This is a genomic window from Amycolatopsis sp. NPDC104863, from assembly GCF_055582965.1.
Genome location: NZ_JBVJOW010000004.1, coordinates 398,573 through 416,639 on the forward strand (window position 1 = coordinate 398,573; position 18,067 = coordinate 416,639).

The 18,067-nt window shown below is 69.5% G+C and carries 16 protein-coding genes; 4 read left to right on the forward strand and 12 right to left on the reverse strand.

Annotated features, from left to right (window positions below; translation table 11 throughout):
- A complete protein-coding gene (locus ACZ63J_RS23470) occupies positions 1 to 495 on the reverse strand; it encodes a phage holin family protein (RefSeq protein WP_465405917.1) in 495 nt (164 codons plus the stop codon).
- Between the two features lie 58 nt (positions 496 to 553).
- Entirely contained in the window at positions 554 to 1,732 is a 1,179-nt protein-coding gene (nhaA, locus tag ACZ63J_RS23475) for a Na+/H+ antiporter NhaA (RefSeq protein WP_465405919.1), read from the reverse strand.
- 186 nt (positions 1,733 to 1,918) lie between these two features.
- Here nhaA and ACZ63J_RS23480 point away from each other — a divergent pair, with 186 nt between their 5' ends.
- Positions 1,919 to 3,376: a peptide MFS transporter gene (locus tag ACZ63J_RS23480; protein WP_465405921.1), complete on the forward strand. Its 1,458-nt coding sequence runs from the start codon at positions 1,919 to 1,921 to the stop codon at positions 3,374 to 3,376.
- Here the strand turns inward: ACZ63J_RS23480 and ACZ63J_RS23485 are convergent.
- Positions 3,373 to 4,095, reverse strand: coding sequence for a VIT1/CCC1 transporter family protein (locus ACZ63J_RS23485; protein WP_465301220.1), 723 nt, complete (start codon positions 4,093 to 4,095; stop codon positions 3,373 to 3,375). The two genes, ACZ63J_RS23480 and ACZ63J_RS23485, sit on opposite strands and share 4 nt — an antisense overlap.
- 129 nt (positions 4,096 to 4,224) lie before the next feature.
- On the opposite strand from ACZ63J_RS23485, the gene ACZ63J_RS23490 reads away from it, so the two are divergent.
- Positions 4,225 to 4,566 carry a cupin domain-containing protein gene (locus tag ACZ63J_RS23490; RefSeq protein WP_465405923.1) on the forward strand — a complete coding sequence of 114 codons (342 nt, stop codon included), beginning with the start codon at positions 4,225 to 4,227 and terminating at the stop codon, positions 4,564 to 4,566.
- 201 nt (positions 4,567 to 4,767) lie between these two features.
- Here the strand turns inward: ACZ63J_RS23490 and ACZ63J_RS23495 are convergent, their stop codons facing one another.
- From ACZ63J_RS23495 to ACZ63J_RS23505, 3 genes are all read right to left on the reverse strand, one after another.
- Positions 4,768 to 5,250 carry a DUF6319 family protein gene (locus tag ACZ63J_RS23495; protein WP_465334035.1) on the reverse strand — a complete coding sequence of 161 codons (483 nt, stop codon included), beginning with the start codon at positions 5,248 to 5,250 and terminating at the stop codon, positions 4,768 to 4,770.
- Between the two features lie 140 nt (positions 5,251 to 5,390).
- The gene (gene acs / locus ACZ63J_RS23500) at positions 5,391 to 7,373 is read right to left on the reverse strand and encodes an acetate--CoA ligase (RefSeq protein ID WP_465405925.1); all 1,983 of its coding nucleotides are present in this window, start codon (positions 7,371 to 7,373) and stop codon (positions 5,391 to 5,393) included.
- 100 nt (positions 7,374 to 7,473) lie between these two features.
- On the reverse strand, positions 7,474 to 8,076 hold the full coding sequence (locus ACZ63J_RS23505) for a GNAT family N-acetyltransferase (protein WP_465405927.1): 603 nt from the start codon (positions 8,074 to 8,076) through the stop codon (positions 7,474 to 7,476).
- Positions 8,077 to 8,190: 114 nt separating this feature from the next.
- Here ACZ63J_RS23505 and ACZ63J_RS23510 point away from each other — a divergent pair, with 114 nt between their 5' ends.
- Together ACZ63J_RS23510 and ACZ63J_RS23515 are read left to right on the forward strand one after the other, a co-directional pair.
- Positions 8,191 to 8,688: a phosphoribosyltransferase gene (locus ACZ63J_RS23510; RefSeq protein ID WP_465301230.1), complete on the forward strand. Its 498-nt coding sequence runs from the start codon at positions 8,191 to 8,193 to the stop codon at positions 8,686 to 8,688.
- Complete coding sequence (locus ACZ63J_RS23515; protein WP_465405929.1) at positions 8,685 to 9,407, forward strand: Fic family protein; 723 nt, start codon at positions 8,685 to 8,687, stop codon at positions 9,405 to 9,407. The genes ACZ63J_RS23510 and ACZ63J_RS23515 overlap by 4 nt, the downstream gene beginning before the upstream one ends.
- A gap of 51 nt (positions 9,408 to 9,458) precedes the next feature.
- Here ACZ63J_RS23515 and ACZ63J_RS23520 read toward each other — a convergent pair whose 3' ends face one another.
- The 6 genes from ACZ63J_RS23520 to ACZ63J_RS23545 all read right to left on the reverse strand — a co-directional run bounded on the left by ACZ63J_RS23520 (position 9,459) and on the right by ACZ63J_RS23545 (position 17,910).
- Positions 9,459 to 10,388, reverse strand: coding sequence for an N-acetylmuramic acid 6-phosphate etherase (locus ACZ63J_RS23520; protein WP_465301234.1), 930 nt, complete (start codon positions 10,386 to 10,388; stop codon positions 9,459 to 9,461).
- 23 nt (positions 10,389 to 10,411) lie between these two features.
- On the reverse strand, positions 10,412 to 11,386 hold the full coding sequence (locus ACZ63J_RS23525) for a MurR/RpiR family transcriptional regulator (protein ID WP_465301236.1): 975 nt from the start codon (positions 11,384 to 11,386) through the stop codon (positions 10,412 to 10,414).
- A gap of 238 nt (positions 11,387 to 11,624) precedes the next feature.
- A complete protein-coding gene (locus ACZ63J_RS23530) occupies positions 11,625 to 13,343 on the reverse strand; it encodes a serine hydrolase domain-containing protein (RefSeq protein WP_465406055.1) in 1,719 nt (572 codons plus the stop codon).
- Between the two features lie 46 nt (positions 13,344 to 13,389).
- Positions 13,390 to 14,661 (reverse strand): exo-beta-N-acetylmuramidase NamZ family protein, encoded by a 1,272-nt coding sequence (locus tag ACZ63J_RS23535; protein WP_465405931.1) that lies wholly within the window; start codon positions 14,659 to 14,661, stop codon positions 13,390 to 13,392.
- Positions 14,658 to 16,397: a glycoside hydrolase family 3 protein gene (locus tag ACZ63J_RS23540; RefSeq protein WP_465406057.1), complete on the reverse strand. Its 1,740-nt coding sequence runs from the start codon at positions 16,395 to 16,397 to the stop codon at positions 14,658 to 14,660. The genes ACZ63J_RS23535 and ACZ63J_RS23540 overlap by 4 nt, the downstream gene beginning before the upstream one ends.
- A 682-nt stretch (positions 16,398 to 17,079) precedes the next feature.
- A complete protein-coding gene (locus ACZ63J_RS23545) occupies positions 17,080 to 17,910 on the reverse strand; it encodes an HAD family hydrolase (RefSeq protein WP_465301240.1) in 831 nt (276 codons plus the stop codon).
- Between the last annotated feature and the right edge of the window lie 157 nt (positions 17,911 to 18,067).

Genomic DNA, 18,067 nt, shown 5'->3' on the forward strand with positions numbered 1-18,067 from the left:
TCAGTCGCGCGTGGTGGTCAAGTCGGCGTCGGGCGCCTTCTGCGGCTTGAGCGCGGCGGCGGTCTCCTTGACGCTGGCGATGGTCCGCTCCGGCGCCTTGAACTTCTTCACCTTGCGGTAGCCCAGGAACCCGGCCGCGCCCGCGACCAGCAGCATCAGGACGAACACGATCCCGAAGGCGATCCAGCGGTAGCGCAGCCACTGGGCCAGCCCCTCGGCCGCGAAGAAGAACAGGAAGAAGGTGCTGTACAGGAAGACCGTCAGTGCGATCAGGAAGTAGACGGCGCCCTTGAGGCCCTTCTTCACCTCGCCGACCAGCTCGGACTTCGCGAGCTCCATCTCGGCCCTGACCAGGGTCGAGATGTGCTGGGTCGCGTCGCCGACGAGCCTGCCGATCGAATGGTCGCCGGGGATGTCGGAGTCGGAGGACAGCGGGAGGTAAGGCACGGCCCCCACGCCGTCGGGGCCGATGCGTTCGTGCTTGGGGCTGCTCACCGGGTCATCGTGCCATGACGCCCTGGAGCGGGCGCGGCGGAGTACGCGAGTGTCGCGATCAATCTGCCCGGGCGTGCACCCGGCTGCGCCGCAGCAGCAGCGCGGCCGCGAGCAGGGAGGCGATCCCGGAGGCGATCAGCACCGCGGCCTTGGCCAGTTCGCTCGCCTCGGCCGGCAGCGCGAGGTCGGCGATCAGCAGGCTGACGGTGAACCCGACCCCGCCGAGCACGGACAATGCGCCCAGGTCGCGCCAGCCCATCCCGTGCGGCTTTTCGGCGAGCTTGAGGCGCACGGCGAGCAGGCTCGCGCCGAGGATCCCGACGACCTTGCCGACCAGCAGCCCGGCGAGCACGGCGAGCGGCAACGCCGTCGTGAACACCTCGCCGAGCGCGTCACCGCTGACCGAGATCCCGGCCGCGAACAGCGCGAACACCGGCACGGCCACCGCGGCCGACCACGGCTGCAGCCGGTGCTCGAGCCGCAACGCGGGCGCTTCGGCCTCGCCTTCGTCGGGGCGGACGCGGGTGAGCAGGCCCAGCGCGACCCCGGCGATCGTCGCGTGGACGCCCGCCGAGTGGACCGCGACCCAGGTGACGAGCGCGAGCGGCACGTACAGCCACGGCGTCCGGACGCGGCGGTGCTGCAGGTAGGCGTACAGCGCGAGAGCCACCACGGCGACGGCCACCGCGACGAGGTCGAAGCCGGTCGTGAACACCACGGCGATCACGACGATCGCGCCGAGGTCGTCGACGACGGCCAGCGACAGCAGGAAGACCCGCGCGCTCGAGGGCAGGTTCGACGCGGTCAGCGCGAGCACCCCGAGCGCGAACGCGATGTCCGTGGCGACCGGGATCGCCCAGGCCCGGTCGATGCCCGGCGTCCCCCAGCCGACGCTCAGCGCGATGAGCGCGGGCACGACCATGCCGCCGATCGCGGCCACGACCGGAAGGATCGCCTGCTTGAACCGCGACAGCTCGCCGACGACGAGCTCGCGCTTGAGCTCCAGCCCGGCGACGAAGAAGAAGAGGGCGAGCAGGCCGTCCTTGGCCCAGTCACCGATCGTCAGGTTCAGGTGCAGGAACTCCGGGCCGAGCCGGAAGTCGCGCAGCGCGTGGTAGCTGTCGCGCAGCGGGGAGTTGGCCCAGACCAGGGCGACGGCGGTCGCGGCGAGCAGGATGAGACCGCCGGTGGTTTCGGTGCGCAGGTAACGCGCGAACTCGCTCAACGGACGGGACACGGCAGCTCCTGGGGTCGCTGGTCACTGTTGCCGACCAGGCTTCCCGGCGCACCTTGACATTATTTTAATCCCTCTTTGTCACGGACCGTTATGGCCACCGCCACATCGGGTGCCGGTGGTGGGTCACACGGTGTGCTCATAGCATGCCAAGCGACAACGAAGTCCGAGACAAAGGAAGACAGAGTTGTGAGCACCTCCACCGAGGTCCAGCAGGACACGAGGTTCTTCGGGCACCCACGAGGGCTGGCGAACCTCTTCGGCGTCGAGATGTGGGAGCGCTTCTCCTACTACGGGATGCTCGGCATCCTGCCGATCTACCTGTACTACAAGGTCGAACAGGGCGGGCTGGGCCTGGCGCAGGAGTCCGCGCTCGGCATCGTCGGCGCGTACGGCGGCCTGGTGTACCTGTCCGCCGTCATCGGCGCGTGGGTCGCCGACCGGCTGCTCGGCTCCGAACGGACGCTGTTCTACAGCGCCGTGCTGATCATGATCGGCCACATCAGCCTGGCGCTGCTGCCGGGCCTGACCGGGATCGGCATCGGTCTCGTGTGCGTCGCGGTCGGCAGTGGCGGGCTGAAGTCCAACGCGACGGCGATCGTCGGCACGCTCTACGCCGAAGGTGACGAGCGGCGCGACGCCGGCTTCACGATCTTCTACATGGGCGTCAACCTCGGCGGTTTTGTCGGGCCGCTGCTGACCGGGCTCGCGCAGACGGAGGTCGGCTTCCACCTCGGCTTCGGCCTCGCCGCGATCGGCATGGCGCTCGGCCTGGGCCAGTACACGCTCGGCCGCAAGAACCTCGGCGACAAGGCCAGGGAGGTGCCGAACCCGCTGCCGTCGTCGCAGCGCCTGCTGGCCGTCGGCGCCGCCGTCCTGCTGGTCGCCGCGATCCTGGTGCTGGTCATGACCGGCGTCGTGAACCCGGGCAACCTCGCCGACGTCGTCGTCATCGTGGTCGGCGTGATCTCGGTGATCTACTTCCTCGTCATCCTGACCAGCCGCAAGATCACCTCGGACGAGCGCAGCCGGGTCTTCTCGTTCATCCCGATGTTCATCGCCAGCGCGGTGTTCTTCTCGCTGTACCAGCAGCAGTTCACGGTCGTCGCGGCCTACACCGACCAGCGGCTGAACCGGAACCTGTTCGGCTGGGAGCTGCCGGTGCCCTGGGTCAACTCGATCAACCCGGTGTTCATCATCGTGTTCGCCCCGGTGCTGGCGGCGCTGTGGACGAAGCTCGGCGAGCGCCAGCCGTCGACGCCGATGAAGTTCGTGCTCGGCACGGTGCTGATGGGCGCGGCGTTCCTGTTGTTCCTGCCGATGGTGGGCAGCGGCAAGAACGCGAGCCCGATGCTCGCGCTGGTCGGCATCCTGTTCGTCTTCACGATCGCCGAGCTGTGCCTGTCGCCGGTCGGGCTGTCGCTGTCGACGAAGCTCGCGCCGGCGGCGTTCCGGACGCAGATGGTGGCGCTGAACTTCCTGTCGATCTCGTTCGGCACCGCGATGTCCGGCAAGCTCGCCGAGTACTACTCCGTCGACGACGAGGCGCCGTACTTCAGCACGGTCGGCGGCGTCGCGATCGGTGTCGGCATCCTGCTGTTCCTGGGCATCCCGTTCATCCGCAAGCTGATGAAGGGCGTGCACTAGCCCACGGTGACACCGAAGATCACCCCGACGAAGTAGGTCACCACCATCGTGAGGGCGCCGACCCCGACGTTGCGCAGGATCGCGCGCCCCACGTGTGCGTCGCCGAGCCTCGCGCTGACCCATCCGGTCAGCGTGAGGCCGACGACGACCGCGGCCGCGCACGCCCACACCCGCAGGGAGACGCCGGCCCAGGCGATGGACAGGATCGGCAGCAGCGCGCCGACGGAGAACGCGATCAGCGACGCCCACGCCGCCTGCCACGGGCTCGTCAGGTTGTCCGGGTTGATGCCGAGCTCGGCCTCGGCGTGCGCGTGGAGGGCGTCCTTTTCGGTCAGTTCGCGGGCGACCTGGCTCGCCAGATCGGGCGAAAGGCCCTTTTCTTCGTAAATGCCGGCGAGCTCGCGCTCCTCGGCCTCCGGCATCGTCTTCAGTTCCTGCTTTTCCAGCCGGAGCAGCGCCTGCTCGGTGTCGCGCTGGGTGCTCACGGACACGTATTCCCCGCCGGCCATGGAAAAGGCCCCGGCGACGAGCCCGGCGATGCCGGCGGTGAGGATCGTGGTGCTCTCGGTGGTCGCGCCGGCGACCCCGACGACGATCCCGGCGACCGACACGATCCCGTCGTTCGCCCCGAGCACCCCGGCCCGCAACCAGTTCAGCTTCCCGCCCAGGTCTTCGTGCGGCTCGTGGGCGTGCTGCACGGCGGTGTCGGTGTCGGTCACGGAAACCAGTGAAACACGAACGGAGAATCGTGGCGAGACCTCCGATTTGGGTCAGGTTCGCCTAAATAACGCGTGCCTTGCCTAACTCGGTCCTGTGTGGACTCAGCGGTTCTGGGTCATCATGGCGGTATGGACGAGCAAGTGTGGCAGCCGCTGGTGACGGTCGAGGGCCTGCCGCTCCACGGCGGCGAAGGCCGGTTCCGCCTGCTGGAGACGGCGTCGAGCGGCCTGGCGTACCTGATCCACTACCCGGCGGGCGTGGCATCCCCGCCCCACGCGCACGACCACGACTCGATCGTCTACGTCCTGTCCGGCAAACTCCGCGGCGCGGTGGACGGCGTCGAGGCGGTGCTGGAGCCGGGGGATTCGGTGCTGCACCCCCGCGGGGTGGACCACCACGTGGAGGCGCTGACGGACGCCATGTGGGTGGAGTTCAAGTCACCCCTGCCGGGCCGCCCGCCGATCGCCTGAGCCGAAAATGCCGCTGGACGACTTCAACGCCCGCGCAGAGGGCGGCTGACCGCACCCCTCACGGGGTGAGTCGACCCTCCAGACACGCGTGTCGACCCCTCTGATCACGCGCGTCGACCCTTCAAGCACGCGAGCCACCCGCGGAAAGCGAAACGCCCGGCCCCGCGGAACGCGGAACCGGGCGCTTCTACCAGTAAAGCCTCAGCCGTCCAGCTCGGCGAGGGCCTGCTTGGCCTTCTCGAGCTCGGCCTCCAGCGCGGCGACCTTCGCGGCCTGCGCTTCGCGGGCCTGGTTGATCACCTCGTCGATCGGGCCGGACAGGTCGGAGTGCAGCTCCTTCGCCGCGCGCGACACCGCGGCGGCGGGGATCTCCAGGCCCTTCGCGACCCACTTCGAGCCGTTCTTCAGCTCGGCCTGCCACTCGCCGTCGGCCGTGCCGGTGACGGTCAGGATCAGCTCGACCGTGCGGGTCTTCTTCGCCGTCGACGCGGTCGCCGCACCCTTCGGGCGGCCGCGCTTGGGCTTGGGGGCCTCCTCGGCGGCGGGCTCGGCCGGGGCCGAGTCCTCCGGAGAAGAGGTGGACGCGGACTCGGTGACGGTCGTCGCCTCGTCAGTGGCAACGGCGGGCGCCTCAGGGGTAGCCGAAGCCGTTTCCTCGTCGTGCGTCAGGACATCCACGGTCATCGTCGTGTCGTCTCCTTGCCCGGGAAGGGGGTGTGGTTCGCGGCACAGTGTAGAACATGCGTTCGACGCGCGCCGCGCGGGGTGTCATGACAGAGCCCTCCCGGACGAAGCCGGAAGGGCTCTGACACGAAGACGCTAGCTCACTCCTCGGACTTGCCCGACTGCAGGCCCGACGAGATCAGGTCCATCACCGACGAGTCGGCCAGCGTGGTGACGTCGCCGACCTGCCGGTTCTCCGCGACGTCGCGCAGGAGCCGGCGCATGATCTTGCCCGAGCGCGTCTTCGGCAGCTCCGGCACGACCATGATCTGCCGCGGCTTAGCGATCGGCCCGATCTCCTTCGCGACGTGGTTGCGCAGCGCCTGGATGGCCTCTTCACCACCGTCGACGGCGTTGCCGCGGAGGATGACGAACGCGACGATGCCCTGCCCGGTCGTCGGGTCGGTCGCGCCGACGACCGCGGCCTCGGCCACCGTCGGGTGCGAGACGAGCGCCGACTCGACCTCGGTCGTCGAGATGCGGTGGCCGGACACGTTCATCACGTCGTCGACGCGGCCGAGCAGCCAGATGTCGCCGTCGTTGTCGTACTTCGCGCCGTCGCCGGCGAAGTAGAAGCCCTGGTCCTTGAAACGCGACCAGTACGTCTCCTTGTAGCGCTCTTCGTCGCCCCAGATGCCGCGCAGCATCGACGGCCACGGCTGGTCGAGCACCAGGTACCCGCCACCGCCGTGCCCGACCTCGGTGCCGGTGTCGTCGACGACCTTCGCCGAGATGCCCGGCAGCGCCTTCTGCGCCGAGCCCGGCTTGGTCGAGGTGACGCCCGGCAGCGGCGAGATCATGATCGCGCCGGTTTCGGTCTGCCACCACGTGTCGACGATCGGCGCCTGGCCCGCGCCGATGTTCTCGCGGTACCAGATCCACGCCTCGGGGTTGATCGGCTCGCCGACCGAGCCCAGCACCCGCAGCGACGACAGGTCGTACTTCTCCGGGATTTCCGCGCCCCACTTCATGAACGTGCGGATCAGCGTCGGCGCGGTGTAGTAGATGGAGACCTTGTGCTTCTGGATGATCTCCCAGTGCCGGCCCTCGTGCGGGGTGTTCGGCGTGCCTTCGTAGACGACCTGCGTGACGCGGTTCGCGAGCGGGCCGTAGACGATGTAGCTGTGGCCGGTGATCCAGCCGATGTCGGCGGTGCACCAGTAGACGTCTTCGCCGGCCTTGTGGTCGAAGACGTTGTGGTGCGTGTACGCCGTCTGCGTCAGGTAGCCGCCCGACGTGTGGAGAATGCCCTTCGGCTTCCCGGTCGTCCCGGACGTGTAGAGGATGAACAGCGGGTGCTCGCTGTCGAAGGCTTCGGGAGTGTGCTCTTCGGACTGTCCGTCGACGAGCTCGTGCCACCAGAGGTCGCGGCCGTCGGTCCACGGGACGTCACCCTCGAGCTGGTCTCCGGTGCGCCGCACGACGATGACCTTCTCGACGCTTTCGGCGCCTTCGAGCGCTTCGTCGACGTTCGCCTTCATCGGCGCGGCCTTGCCGCGGCGGAACTGGCCGTCGGAGGTGATCACGACCTTCGCGGCGGCGTCGTCGACGCGGGCGCGCAGCGCGGTCGGGGAGAAGCCGCCGAAGACGACGCTGTGCAGCGCGCCGATCCGGGCGCACGCGAGCATCGCGAAGATGGCCTCGGGGACCATCTGCAGCTGGATCGCCACGACGTCGCCGGCGGTGACGCCCAGCGACAGCAGGGCGTTGGCGGCCCGGGAGACCTCGGTCTTCAGCTCGGCGTAGGTGATGTCCCGGGTGTCACCCGGCTCGCCGACCCAGTGGATCGCGACCTGCTCGCCGTGGCCGGACTCGACGTGCCGGTCGACGCAGTTGTACGCGACGTTCAGCTTGCCGCCGACGAACCACTTCGCGAACGGCGCATTGGTCCAGTCCAGTACCGTGGTCCACTTCGTGTCCCACGTCAGCCGCTCCGCCTGCTTGGCCCAGAAGGCTTCACGATCGGCGTCCGCCTCGGCGTAGAGGTCGGCCTTCGCGTTGGCCTGGCCGGCGAATTCGTCGCTGGGCGGGAAGGTGCGGCTCTCGGTGAGCAGGTTGTCCAGGGCTGGGGACTGCTCGGTCATGGTTGCAAGGCCTCCTGTAGTGCGCCGACATGACGGCTAGCGGCACGCTAGCGACGTTAGTCCGCCTTGTAAAAGGTTGCACCCACGTAGCACGGCCGTTTCACCGAGGCAGGCGAGTCCCGGTGACTAAGCGTTCGTTCAGCCGCGCCTTCGCCGCCGGCCACTCCGGCGCCAGCATCGAATAGGTGACGGTGTCGCGCGAGGACCCGTCCGGCCGGATCCGGTGCGCGCGCAGAATGCCTTCGCGAAGCGCGCCAAGCCGTTCGATGGCGCGTTGCGAGCGCAGGTTGCGGATGTCGGTCTCCCAGGAAACCCGTTGCGCGTCAAGGGTTTCGAACGCGTGCGTGAGCAGCAGCAGCTTCGACTCGGTGTTCAGCCCGGTGCGCTGCCAGTCCGCGCCGATCCAGGTGTGCCCGATCGAGAGGATCCGGTGCTGCTCGACGACCTGGTAGTACGACGTCGTCCCGGCGACCCGCCCGGAGGTGACGTCGATCTGCGCGAACGCCCGGCGCGCGGGGTCGGCGAGCGCCTGCTCGACCATCCGTTCGGCCGCCGGAAGATCCCCCGGCTGCCGGATGCTCAGCCACGCCCAGATGCCCGGGTCGGCGCCCGCTTCGAGCAGGCCCTTGGCGTGCTCGCGCGCCAGCGGTTCGAGGCGGACGTGCTCGCCGGCCAGGGTGGGTTGTCCGTTCCAGTCGCTCACGTGATCATCGTAGAATCGGCATTGGCTTTCCCTGATAGCCAATTTCCGAGCATCTCCAGGGGCCACTTCGGCGTTGCCTAAACTCGGCTGAACCACGACGAAAGGGCGAGTTCGATGGCCGAAGAGCGGGAAGAGCTGAGCTGGGAGCTGTTCGGCACGGCGAGCCGTGAACTGGCTCACACCATCGCCGACGACGGCTTCGCGCCGGACCTCGTCCTGTCCATCGCCCGCGGCGGCCTCTTCGTCGCCGGTGCGCTCGGGTACGCGCTCGACGTGAAGAACCTCCACGTGATGAACGTCGAGTTCTACACCGGCGTCGACCAGCGCCTCGACCTGCCGGTGATGCTGCCGCCGGTGCCCAACGTCGTCGACCTCACGAGCAAGAAGGTGCTGATCGCCGACGACGTCGCCGACACCGGCGCCACGCTCAAGCTGGTCCGCGACTTCTGCCTCGACCACGTCGCCGAGGTCCGCTCGGCCGTCGTCTACGAGAAGCCGCACTCGACGGTCAAGTGCGAGTACGTCTGGCGGTACACCGACAAGTGGATCAACTTCCCGTGGTCGGTGCTGCCGCCCGTGGTCAAGCGCGAAGGACAGGTTCTCGACGCATGAACGACCCGCTGAAGCCCCTGCTCGACCTCGAAGGCGTCGCGGCGGCGGCGAAGTCCGCGCAGGACGCCGTGTTCGCGGTGCACCGCCTCCCGGCCAACCTCCGCGGCGGCGCGGCGACGGCGGCGGAAGCCTCGGTGCGGGCGGCGCGCGCGTCCGCCGGGATCGAGGGCGCGAACCCGGAGCTGCCCGCCGACGGCGCGGTCGGCGACCCGGTCCTGGCCGGCGCGCTGCGGGTCGCGGAGACGCTGGAGACGCTGCTGCCGACGTGGCGGCGCGCGCCGATGCAGGCCCTGGCGCGGCTGCACGTGCTCGCCGCGGCGGACCTCGTCAGCGACCCGGATACCTTGGGGCGCCCGCATTCCGGCGGTGGCCGCCTGGAGCTGCTGGCCCAGCTGGTGACCGGCGCGACGTCGGTGCCGGGCCCGGTCCTGACGGCGGTCGTGCACGGGGAACTGTTGGCGCTCAAGCCTTTCGGCAGCGCCGACGGCGTCGTCGCCCGTGCGGCGGCCCGGCTGACGATGGTCGCGACGGGGCTCGACCCGAAAGCGCTGAGCGTTCCGGAGGTCGCCTTTTTCCGCCGGGTGCCGCGGTATCTCGAGACCGCGGAAGGGTTCGCGAGCGGGACGCCCGAAGGCGTCCGCGCGTGGCTGCTGTTCTGTTGCGAAGCGTTCGAATCGGGCGCGCGCGAAGCGAAGAGCATCTCCGACGCGGCGTCCTGACCGCTCCCACTCGCGGCGCGAAGCCCGCGCCGCGAGTCCTCGCCGTCCGCGTCAGCCGGCGCGCACGTGCACCAGGTCGAGCGCCTTGCGGACGTGCCCGCCGGAGACGTGCAGCGCCTTCGCCGCGCTCTTGACGTCTTCCCCGGAGAGCAGGTGCACCAGCGCCACCTTGAGGTCGCCCCCGGCCTCGGTCAGCGCGTCCGAGCACTCCGCCATCGTCATGCCGGTGGCTTCCTGCAGGATCCGGATGGTCCGGCCGCGCAGCTTCGCGTTCGTCGCCCGCATGCTGACCATCAGGTTGGAGTAGGTCCGGCCCAGCTTGATCATCGTCGCGGTGGAGAACGACGTGAGGATCATCTTCTGCGCCGTGCCCGCCTTCATCCGGGTCGAGCCGGCGATCGCCTCCGGGCCGGTGTCGACGGCGATGAGCACGTCGACCCCCGCCGGCTTGGCGGCCTTCGGGTTGCCCGACACGAGGCCGGTGTGGGCGCCCTGGCGCTGGGCCGCCAGCAGCGCGCCCAAGACGTACGGCGTCCTGCCCGACGCCGTCAGCCCCAGCACGAAGTCGCCCGGCTGGACCATGGCCGCCATCTCGGCGGCACCGGCCCCGTCGTCGTCCTCCGCGTTTTCGACGGCTTGGCGCAGCGCGCGCTCGCCGCCGGCGTGGTGCGCGATGAACCAGTCCGCCGGCACGTTGAACGTCGGCACCAGCTCGGCCGCGTCCAGCGTCGCCAGACGACCGGACGTCCCCGCGCCGACGTAGTGCACCCGGCCGCCGGCCCGCAGGGCGTCGACCGCGTAGTCCACCGCGCGCGCCACCTGGGGCAGCACGGCGGCGACGGCGCCGGCGACCGTGCGGTCTTCGGCGTTGATCGCGCCCAGGATCCCCGCGGTGGACATCAGGTCGATGTCCGTGGTGCGGGGGTTGCGGGTCTCGGTCGGCGAATCGACGTGCACCGCCTGCGTGGGGACGGTCATCATGCGCCTCACATCTTCGATGGTCATTACTTGCCGGTTTCCCGCGGCCGGCGGCGGCCGTCCGGCCGGACGCCCAGGCGGTGCGAGCCGACCGCGTCCCGGGTGGCGTCCAGGGCGCTGACCGACGCGTCCATGTGCCGCTGCGCGACGCCGATGAACAGGCAGTCGATGACGGTGAGCTGGGCGATGCGGCTCGCCGTCGCTCCCGAACGGAACGTGGTTTCCCGGGCGGCCGTGGTCAAAACGTAGTCGGCGACCTCGGTGATCGGGGATCGCGGGAAGTTCGTCACGGCGATGGTGACCGCGCCGTGCTCCCGGGCCACCCGCAGCGCCTCGACGGTGTCGGTGGTCGCGCCGGTGTGCGAGACGCCGATCGCGACGTCACCGGGGCTCAGCACCGCGGCCGAGGTGAGCATGATGTGCGTGTCCGACCACGCGAAGCACACGCGGCCGATGCGGTGCAGCTTCTGCTGCAGGTCCGCGGCGACGAACGCGCTGGCGCCCACGCCGTAGACGTCGGCGCGACCGGCGCTCGCGACGACCTCGATCACCCGCTGCAGCGTGGCGACGTCGAGCTGGTCGGCCGTCTCCTCGACCGCACGCGCGTCGGCGAAGCTGACCTTGCCGATCACGGCGGCCAGGTCGTCCTCCGGGCCGATCTCGCCGCCGAGGTTGCGCGTGGTGCGCGCCTCGGTGCGGGCGGTGTCCGCGGCCAGCGCGATGCGCAGCTGCGGGTACCCGCCGACGCCGACCGCCTTGCAGAAGCGCGTCACCGTCGTCTCACTCGTGTTGGCGGCCAGGGCCACCTCGGTGATGCTGCGTCTCGCGACCTGCGCGGGATCTTCCAGCACCACCTTGGCCACGCGCTGCTCCGCGCGGGCCAGGCCGGGGAGCAGGGACCGGATCCGCACCAGCGGGCTGGCGTCGGCGTCCCGGGCGGTCGGCTGGACCGCCACGGCTTCGGACGGTGCCGTGCCGACTACGGATTCGGTATCACTCACCGTCGGAAAGTTACTAACCGTTGGCATCTGCGACAAGGCTACCCACACCCTTCGGTCTTATCGCAACCCGTCCGTGTCTGCGGATCTGGATTTGCGATTAATCACTGACCAGAAAGTCGCCAACCAGGTCGGTCTTGTTAACGAGCTCAAGCTAACGACTTGGCAACTTAGTGTCGCGATGCAAACGGCTCTGGAACGGTGTGGTGCGGGGAAAAGTCGACAGCAAGCGACCCGGTCGTCACCGAGCGCTCAACTGCCAACCCTCAGCGACAAAATCCGAGGGGTTCCGTTCACCGTCGAGGAGTGATCGGCCGCTCTCGGTGACTTTCACACCGTCGACCGAAACTCCGCGCCCGGTGTAGTTCGGATCGGTGCTGTAACGCCACCGGAGGCCCACTGAGCTGCCCTGCGGCAGCACACCGCTCGCCTTCCACCAGGCACGGTGCCCGTGTCCGGAGAGCGACGTCACATCTCCGGAGGGTGCACCCGGCCCCGATACCGATAGCGTGATCGGTTGCCAGTTCACCCCGTCGGTGGTCGCCTGCAGCTGTAATGGATCAGTAACTCCCTCGGTGTCCACGAAAGCGTAGAAAGACACCCGTGCTTGATCACTTTGGGTAGTAAAAGGCCGTGTACTCAGCGTTGCGACGGCGGCGTTACCCAGCGTGCTCGTCCAGGCGTCCTTCCCGACGGCCGGTTTCACCGCCATCGCCCTGGCCAGCGACGTCGCCCACACCTGACGCGCGGTGTTGATCGAGCCCCAGTTCCGCGTCGGGTGGACGCGGTTGGTGAGCAGGATCGCGAACGAGCGCGACTCCGGGTCGATGACCAGCGTCGTTCCGGTGAACCCGGTGTGGCCCGCGGTGACCGGCGAGGCCAGCGCGCCCATGTACCAGGGCTGGTCGAGCTCGAAGCCGAGGCCGTGCGAGTCGTCCGGGAACTGCTGGTTGTAGTTCGTCAGCATCTGCCGGACGGTCTGCTCGCCGAGGATCCGGTGACCGCGGTAGCTGCCGCCGTTGAGGATCGTCTGGGCCAGCGTCGCCATGTCGCCCGCGGTGCTGAACACCCCGGCGTGCCCCGCGACGCCGCCGAGCGACCACGCGTTCTCGTCGTGGACGCTGCCGCGCACCATCCCGCGCGGCGGGTTCGCCTCGAACTCCGTCGCGGCGATCCGGTTCAGCTTCGACGCGGGCGGGTTGTACCCCGTGTCGACCATGCCGAGCGGCGCGGTGATCCGGTCGTGGACGACCTTGTCGAGGCTCTGCCCGGTCAGCTTCTCGACGATGAAGCCGAGGGTGAGCAGGTTGATGTCGGAGTAGAGGTAGGTCGTGCCCGGCTTGTTCTTCAGCGGGCTGTCGAGCACCGCCTGCCGGCGCGACGGGATGTCGGGGTAGCCGGCCCACAGCGACGGGATCGGGTCGGCGTCGAACCCGGAGACGTGCGTGAGCAGCATCTTGATCGTGATGGCGGCCTTGTCGCCGGTCGCGAACTCCGGGAAGAAGCGGCTCACCGGGGTGTCGATCGTGAGCTGCCCGCGTTCGACCAGTTGCAGGACGGCGATCGAGGTGAACAGCTTCGAGATCGAAGCCATGTCGAAGATGGTGTCGTTGCGCATCGGGACCTGCTGCGCGGGCGGCAGTTCGGTGCCCGCCTCGTCGGCGTACCGCAGCGCGCCGCCGACGGCGTACCGGTCGACGACCACACCGTCGTGGGCCAGCAGGCCGACCGCGCCGGAGAAGTGCGGGTGCCCGGTGGCGTCCGGCTTCGTCCAGCTCGCCAGGAAGTCCTCGGCCGCCTTGATCGGTGCCGGGTCGAGGTTCACCTCTTTCGGCTTGGCGTCGCGCAGGGTCGTCCACGCCGGGGCGAACCCCTGCTGTGGCCGGTCGAAGCGGCCCGCGTCGTCGTGCCTGGTGATGGCGCCGGCTCCCGAGGTCAACGTGGTCAGCGCGACCAGCACTCCGGTGGCCGCGGCGATGACCTTCCTAGCACGCACGAGCGCCCCCTCAGCGGTAGAGCAGGTAGTGGCGACGTTTCCGGTCGAACTCGGCGAGCTCGGCGCGCCAGGCCCCGGTGACTTCGTCGACGCCCGCGCCGGCGTCGACCATCGTCCGGAGCCGGTCGGACCCGGAGAGTTTGTCGATGTAGTTGTCGGGCCGCCAGGCGAAGACGTCCGGGTGCAGGGCCTTCGCCGTGACGAGCATGGCGACCGCGGTCCGGATCGCATCGAAGGCCCGCGGGTCGGCGACGCTCACCTGCACGCCGCCGCAGGTCTGGTTGACGAACTTGCTGAACGTCGGCACGAAGTAGATCTCGCGGAACTTCGCGCCAGGCAACGCGAGGTCCTCGAGCTTCTCGCGCCACCGCCAGTCGAGCCCGGGCGCGCCGATGATCTCGAACGGCCGGGTGGTGCCGCGGCCTTCGGAGAACACGGTGCCTTCGAACATGCCGGTGCCCGGGTAGACGAGCGCCGTGTCCGGGGTCGGCATGTTCGGGCTCGGCAGCACCCAGTTCAGCCCGGTCTGCGCGAACTGCGTGTCCCGCTGCCAGCCGCGCACCTGGACGACGTCGAGGCGATCGAGCTTCACGCCTTCGCCGGGGAGGAACTCTTCGGCGAAGAAGCGCGCGAGCTCACCGACGGTCATGCCGTGCTGCTGGGCGATCGGCTTCTTGCCGATGCCGGAGGAGAACTTCGGGTCGAGCACCGGGCCGGCCAGGCGGCCGCCGATCGGGTTCGGCCGGTCGAGCACGACAAAAGCCGCCTTGACCTGGGCGGCGGCCACCATCGCGGTGTAGAGCGACCAGATGTAGGTGTAGAAGCGCGCGCCGACGTCGGCGATGTCGAAGACGACCGTGTCGACGCCCGCCTTGGTGAACAGCGAAGCGAGCTTCGCCGCGTCGACGCCGTACGCGTCGTACACCGGCACGCCGGTGCGCGGGTCCGTGTAGTCGCCTTCGGACCCGCCGGCCTGCGCGCTGCCGCGGAATCCGTGCTCGGGCCCGAAGGCCGCGACCGGCTTGACGCCGGCCGCGACCATCGAGTCGACGATGTGGTCGCCGTTCAGCAGGACGCCGGTCGGGTTAGACAGGACGCCGAGCTTGCGGCCCTTGAGCGTCCGCCAGCCCTGCGCGGCCAGCTGCTCCGCGCCCGTGAGGACGCGGCCGTGGGTCTGCACCTCGGCCGGTTCGGGCTGCGCCCCGGCCACCGCAGAGCCGCCCGCGAGGACCGGGACGGCCAGCGCGCCCGCGCCGAGGAAGTGCCGCCGGTTCAGGCTCACCACGTCAGCCCGTGGCCGAACGGGTACTTCACGGTGGTGACGTCGGCGCCCGCCGGGATGTCGACCGGCAGCTTCCCGACCGGCTTCGTCTCGCCGAGGATCACCTTGGCCAGCGCCTCCAGGGTCGGCGTGATGTAGCCGTAGGTGGCGAGCCAGGTCTTCACGGTGGTCGGGTAACCGGCGTCGTACGGGATCTGCGCGGCGACCGCGACCACCGGTTTCCCGGTGGCCTGGAGGGCGTCGAGCAGCTTGGTCTGCAGCGGGAAACCGCCGATGTTGTTGGTCAGCACGACGACGAGGTCGACGTTCTTGGCGTTGGCGACCGCCTGCGCGATCTGGGTGTCCGTCGGGGCCTGGCCGGTCTGGTACGCCGTCGCGGTGGTGCCGTGGGCGGTCAGCTTCTGAGCGAGCGTGGTCGTCGTGGAGACGCCCCAGCCGGTGACGAGCGCCGTCGCGGGCTTCTGCTTCAGCGGCAGGAGACCGGCGTCGTTCGCGACCGCCGTGATGCCGCGGTCGGCGATGTCCTGCGCGGTCTTGAGGCTCGCGGGAACACCGACGGTCTTCATCACCCGGTTCGGGTCGACGAACGGCGAGAAGAGGATGCCGCTCTCGAACTTCAGCTTCAGCACGCGCAGCACGCTCTGGTCGATCCGCTGCATCGGGATGTCCCCGGTCTTCACGGCGTTGATCACCGAGTTGATCGCGACGTCGAGGTGCACCGGCATGAGCAGCTGGTCGACGCCCGCTTTCAGCGCGAGGACGGGGATTTCGGCGTCACTGTGCATCTCGCGCACGCCCTGCATCTCGAGCGAGTCGGTGATGACAACGCCGTTGTAACCGAGCTCGTTGCGCAGCTTTCCGGTGACGATCGGCTTCGACAGCGTCGCCGGCTCCAGCGACGGGTCGAGGCTGGGGAACTGGATGTGCGCGGTCATGATCGAGGGCACGCCGGCCTTGATGGCGGCCTTGAACGGCGGCACGTCGGTGGCCCGCCACTGCGCTTCGGTGCTGTCGATGCGCGGCAGCCCGGTGTGGCTGTCGGTCGGCGCGGCGCCGTGCCCGGGGAAGTGCTTCGACGTCGCCGCGACGGACTTCCGGAAGCCCTTGAGCTCGGCGGTGACGAAGTCGCTCGCCAGCCCCGGCTGCCCGGCGAAGGAGCGGACGCCGATGACCGGGTTCACGGGGTTGGAGTTGACGTCGGAGTCGGGCGCGAAGTCCTGGTTGATGCCGACGGCGCGCAGCTCCTGGCCGAGAATGGTCGCGGCCTTCGTCGCGCGGCCGGTGTCGCGCCCGGCCGAGATCGCCATGGCGTTCGGGAACTCGGTCGCCGGCGCGCCCATCCGGGTCACCGTGCCGCCCTCCTGGTCGGCGCCGACCTGCAGCGGGATGTGCGCCCCGCTCGTGATGGCGGCTTTCTGGAGGCCGTTCGAAAGTTTCGAGACCTGGACCGGGTCGTCGAAGTTGTCGCGGGTGTCGTTGTTGAAGTAGATGACCCCGCCCAGGTGGTACTTCTGGACGACCTGGGCCGGGGTGTCGACGCCGAAGTCCGTCTGGTTCTTCGGGTTCACCTCGTCGGCCGTCTTGCCGTTCACCCACGTGACGAACAGCTGCCCGACCTTCTGCTCGAGCGACAGCCCCCGCAGCGCCTGCGTCGCGGCGGCGTCCGCCTGCGCGTCGGCGCTCACGCTCGGCGCGCTCGCGGCGGTCGCGACACCCACACCGGTGAGGGCGAGCACCCCCGCGACGGGCAGGGCGAGCGCATGGAACCTCCGATTTCGGGTCGTCACGACCAGCCTCCCAGAAAGTTGCGGGCGCCCGGCGGACGTGAGAAGTCCACTCGGAGGCGCCAGTATCGGGAAGCTACTCACCGAATCCGTCGATGTCCATCGGCCGACCGCACGAACGGTCCAGTCGTACCCGGATCGGTAGGAAATTCGCCGTTCGCAACATGCGGGGGCGGCCGAACGGCGGCGTTCGCGAGGCGGCCGTTCGCCGAGACACCTTTACACAGAGACGAGGCGGCGCCCGTGGCCTAGGGCCGACGGGCGCCGCCTGCAGCGCGAACTTCTCGGGCGACCAAGCGTGCAACTCTGGTCGTACCTACATGGACTCGGCGTGTGGCGTCCCACTACGCAGTCCCTAGACGACGAGCCTCCCGCGGCGCGCTGCGCGTGGGTACCCGGAGTCCGCGCACGGAGATTTGCCGGGGTGGAACAGGCTTCTCTTCTACCTGCTCCCTGGCCGACCAAACGTCCGCACCTACTTTCTACGCCGTGAGCCCGGTCACTTCAAGTGCGCGGATGGGTGCACCGGTACAGAGGCTGGATCGGGTGACACGGGCACCCTGCGCGACGGACAATTCGGGGCTGGGCCGGGAGAAAGCGGAGGTCGTACGGCCGTGTGGGTGTCGGGGTCCCGTCATCGGGACCGACGGCGACGGCTGAGGCCGTACCAGGTCGCCCCGGCGGCCACCGCGCCGACACCGAGGGCGACCATCCCCGCCGACCGCGTCGGGATCCGGCTGCGCAGCGACATGGGCCGGTCGAAGGCGAGCACCGGCCAGCCGCGGTCGAGGGCCTCGCGCCGCAGGAGCTTGTCCGGGTTGACCGCGTGGGGGTGCCCGACGACCTCGAGCAGCGGGATGTCGGTGCTCGAGTCGGTGTAGGCGAAGCACTCGGCGAGGTCGTAGCCGTAGGTCGCGGCGAGCTGCTTCGCGGCGACGGCCTTGTTGGCGCCGTAGCAATAGAAGTCGACCTGACCGGAATACCGGCCGTCGACGATCTGCATCCGCGTGGCGACGCTCCGGGTCGCGCCGAGCATTTCCGCGACCGGCGCGACGACTTCCTCACCGGTCGCCGACAGCACGATGACGTCGTGGCCGTCTTCGCGGTGCCGGGCGATCAGCTCCGCCGCTTCGACGTACACGAGCGGGTCGACGACGTCGTGCAGGGTTTCGCGGACGATGGCCGAAACCTGCGCGACGTCCCAGCCGGCGCACAGCGCGGAAACCTCGGCGCGCAGCCGCTCGGTCTTGTTCTCGTCGGCGCCGGCGAGGGAAAACACCAGCTGCGCGTAGGCGCTGCGCAACGCCGCGCGACGGTTGATCAGTCCTTCTCTCAGCAATGGTTTGCTGAACGCCAGCGCGCTCGACGAGGCGATGATCGTCTTGTCCAGGTCGAAGAACGCGGCCACCGCGTGCTCCGGGCCCGGGTTCCGGATGCGCGACGGCGCGCTGCTCGGTTCGGCCACGTGCCCAGGATAAGAGCTTGATCGCGGCACGTCCCGTTGATCCACCACAGGCGCGCCGCGGCGGGCGGAAAATCCATGACAGGAAGGGACTTCCGGCGCGCCGTGCCGTTACCGAACTGTGTGCCTCGTCCGGCGCGCGAACCGGCGCCCGGCGGAG